This is a genomic window from Mesorhizobium sp. M2A.F.Ca.ET.039.01.1.1 (assembly GCF_003998035.1).
Taxonomy (GTDB): domain Bacteria; phylum Pseudomonadota; class Alphaproteobacteria; order Rhizobiales; family Rhizobiaceae; genus Mesorhizobium.
Map to the genome: position 1 here is coordinate 1 of NZ_RZRY01000722.1, position 3,007 is coordinate 3,007.

The following is a 3,007-nucleotide window of genomic DNA, read 5'->3' on the forward strand; positions in this document are numbered from 1 at the left end:
CCCCCTGCTCCAACCCGGCGCGCGCATCCTTGCCCTGACATCGGACGCAGACGCTCCCGTGGCCATCGCCGGACTGCTCGACGAATTCGGCTTCGGCCCGTCGCGGCTGACGGTCCTCGAAGCGCTCGGTGGTCCCGACGAAACGCGACGCGCCTCCCGCGCCGATGCCTTCGATCTCAAAAACATCAACCCGCTCAACGTGCTGGCGCTTGAAATTGAATCGACGCCGGATGCGCGCATCCTGCCCTTGACCGTCGGCCTCGCCGACCACCTGTTCGAGCATGACGGCCAGATCACCAAGCGTGAGATCCGCGCCATCACGCTGTCGGCGCTGGCGCCCAAGCGCGGCGAGCTGCTGTGGGACATCGGCGCCGGCTCCGGCTCGATCGGCATCGAATGGATGCTGGCCCATCCTTCGCTGCGCGCCATCGCTATCGAGGCCGACGGCGAACGCGCCGCGCGCATCGCCCGCAACGCCACGCATTGCGGCGTGCCCGGCCTTGTCGTGGTCGAAGGCTCAGCGCCCAAGGCGTTCGCCAAGCTCGAAACGCCGGATGCGATCTTCATCGGTGGCGGCGGCAGCGATGCCGGCGTGCTGGAGAAGGCGATCAAGGCGCTCCGTTCCGGCGGCCGGCTTGTCGCCAATGCCGTGACACTGGAGATGGAGGCGCTGCTGCTCGACCAGCACAACAGGCGCGGCGGCGACCTAACCCGCATCGCGCTGTCGCGCGCGGCGCCGGTCGGCTCGATGCAGGCCTGGCGTCCGGCCATGCCGGTCACGCAGTGGAGCTGGATAAAACCATGATGGTCGCGGGCATAGGCAGCCGCAAAGGCGTGAGCGTCGAAGAAGTATTGGCGGCGATCGAGACGGCGCTTGAAGCGCATGGCCTCGCGACATCGGCGCTTTCGGCCCTGGCGACCGCCCCGCTCAAAAAGGATGAGGCGGCGATTTCCGCCGCAGGCCGCGCGCTCAACCTGCCGGTGGTCATTGCCGATGACCGGGTCCTGCGACTGGCCTCGCCCGGCGCCCGCAGCCGTTGCGATCTCTCGCAGAGCCGCGCCGGCACGCCGTCGGTTTCGGAGGCGTCCGCCCTCGCCGTTGCCGGGGCCGGCGCAAGATTGCTCGGGCCTCGCACCGTGCTTGGCCCGGTCACCTGCGCCATCGCCATCAGCGGAGACGCGCCATGACGGTCCATTTCATCGGCGCCGGTCCGGGCGCGGCCGATCTCATCACCCTGCGCGGCGCTCGGCTGCTGGCCAGCTGCCCGGTCTGCCTCCACGCCGGCTCGATCGTCGCGCCGGAACTGCTCGCGCATTGCGCGCCCGGCACGAGACTGGTCGATACCGCGCCGATGTCGCTCGACGAGATCGAGGCCGAATATGTCGCCGCGCACAAGGCCGGCCAGGATGTCGCGCGCCTGCATTCCGGCGACCTTTCCGTGTGGAGCGCGGTGGCCGAACAGATCAGGCGGCTGGAAAAGCACGGCATCCCCTACACGCTGACCCCAGGCGTGCCTTCCTTCGCGGCAGCAGCGGCAGCACTTCGTCGCGAATTGACCATTCCCGAGCTCGCGCAAAGCTTGGTGCTGACGCGCGTTTCCGGCCGCGCCTCGAAGATGCCGCCGGGCGAGACGCTGGCGGGCTTCGGCCGCACCGGCGCCACGCTTGCCATACATCTTGCCATCCACGCCATCGACCGCATCGTCGCCGAGTTGACGCCGCTTTACGGCGCCGAATGCCCGGTCGCGGTCGTCTTCCGTGCCTCCTGGCCGGACGAGCGCATCCTGACCGGCACGCTCGGCACCATCGAAGCGCAATTGGCGCAGAACCCGATGGAGCGCACGGCGATCATCTTCGTCGGCAGCGCGCTCGCCGCGCAGGATTTCGGCGAAAGCTCACTCTACGACGCCCACTACCAGCGGCGTTTTCGCGGACGGGACGGATTGTGAACGGCGGCGCCAACATGAACGGACGGGCAAATGTGGAGCAGGCGCTGGCGCGGCTGAACTTCAAACCGCGTGAGCTGGAACCGGGCCATGTCTGGCTGGCCGGCGCCGGCCCCGGCGATCCCGGCTGCCTGACGCTTGAGGTGCTGGCGGCGCTCGGGCAATGCGACGCGCTCGTCTATGACGCGCTGGTCTCGCCCGACGTCGTGGCGGTCGCCCAGGGCGCCGAACTCTTCTACGCCGGAAAACGCGGCGGCCAGCCTTCGATGAAGCAGGACGACATCAACGCCCTGCTTGTGCGGCTGGCGCGCGATGGCCGCCGCGTCGTGCGGCTCAAGGGCGGCGATCCCTACATTTTCGGCCGTGGCGGCGAAGAGGCCTTGGCGTTGGCGGGCGAGAAAATCCCGTTCCGGGTGCTCTCCGGCCTGACCTCCGGTCTCAGCGCGCTGGCCGCGACCGGCATTCCCGCCACCATGCGCGGCATCAACAAGGCCGTCATCCTGGCGACCGGCCATGCGGCAGGCACCGATGACGATATCGACTGGGCGGCGATCGCCCGCACCGGACAGCCGGTCGTCGTCTATATGGGCATGGCCAATTTGCCGGTGATCGCGGCAAAGCTGCTCGAGGGCGGCCTCGCGCCGACGACCCCCGCCGCGGTGATCGTCGCGGCGACCACACCGCAGGAACGAATCGTCGTAGCCACGCTCTCCACCATCGCGGACGAAGCCGCTGCCGCAGGGCTCGCTTCGCCGGCGCTGATCGTCGTCGGCGGCATCGTCGCCATGCGCGCGGCACTGACGGGCGGCGCATGACGGCGCGCGCGATCATCATCGGCGCGCCGCGCTCCGGCTCGGGCAAGACCAGCGTCACCATCGGCCTGTTGCGCGCGCTCGCCCGGCGCGGCCTGAAAGTGCGCGGCGCGAAATCCGGACCGGACTATATCGATCCCGGCTTCCACACCGCCGCCACCGGCCTCTCCGGCGTCAACCTCGACAGCTGGGCGATGTCGCCTGCCCTGCTCAACGCGCTGGCGGCCCAGGCTGCGGACGACGCCGAAT

4 protein-coding genes and 1 pseudogene are annotated in these 3,007 nt (G+C 69.4%); all 5 read left to right on the forward strand.

Annotated features, from left to right (window positions below; translation table 11 throughout):
- Positions 1–805: precorrin-6Y C5,15-methyltransferase (decarboxylating) subunit CbiT (cbiT, locus tag EOA24_RS32510; RefSeq protein ID WP_127410504.1), on the forward strand; the 805-nt coding region annotated here is incomplete at its 5' end.
- A complete protein-coding gene (locus EOA24_RS32515; RefSeq protein ID WP_126082098.1) occupies positions 802–1,188 on the forward strand; it encodes a cobalamin biosynthesis protein in 387 nt (128 codons plus the stop codon). The genes cbiT and EOA24_RS32515, both read left to right, overlap by 4 nt.
- Entirely contained in the window at positions 1,185–1,949 is a 765-nt protein-coding gene (gene cobM, locus EOA24_RS32520; RefSeq protein ID WP_127410505.1) for a precorrin-4 C(11)-methyltransferase, read from the forward strand. Before EOA24_RS32515 ends, cobM begins: the two co-directional genes overlap by 4 nt.
- 14 nt (positions 1,950–1,963) lie before the next feature.
- Complete coding sequence (gene cobA, locus EOA24_RS32525) at positions 1,964–2,761, forward strand: uroporphyrinogen-III C-methyltransferase (protein WP_126082096.1); 798 nt, start codon at positions 1,964–1,966, stop codon at positions 2,759–2,761.
- A pseudogene (locus EOA24_RS32530) lies at positions 2,758–3,007 on the forward strand (cobyrinic acid a,c-diamide synthase); the annotation flags it as partial. The gene cobA and the pseudogene EOA24_RS32530, both read left to right, overlap by 4 nt.

Coding starts and splice junctions, on each gene's coding strand:
- EOA24_RS32515 (WP_126082098.1), top strand. CDS start 802: ATGATGGTCGCGGGCATAGGCAGCCGCAAAGGCGTGAGCGTCGAAGAA.
- cobM (WP_127410505.1), top strand. CDS start 1,185: ATGACGGTCCATTTCATCGGCGCCGGTCCGGGCGCGGCCGATCTCATC.
- cobA (WP_126082096.1), top strand. CDS start 1,964: ATGAACGGACGGGCAAATGTGGAGCAGGCGCTGGCGCGGCTGAACTTC.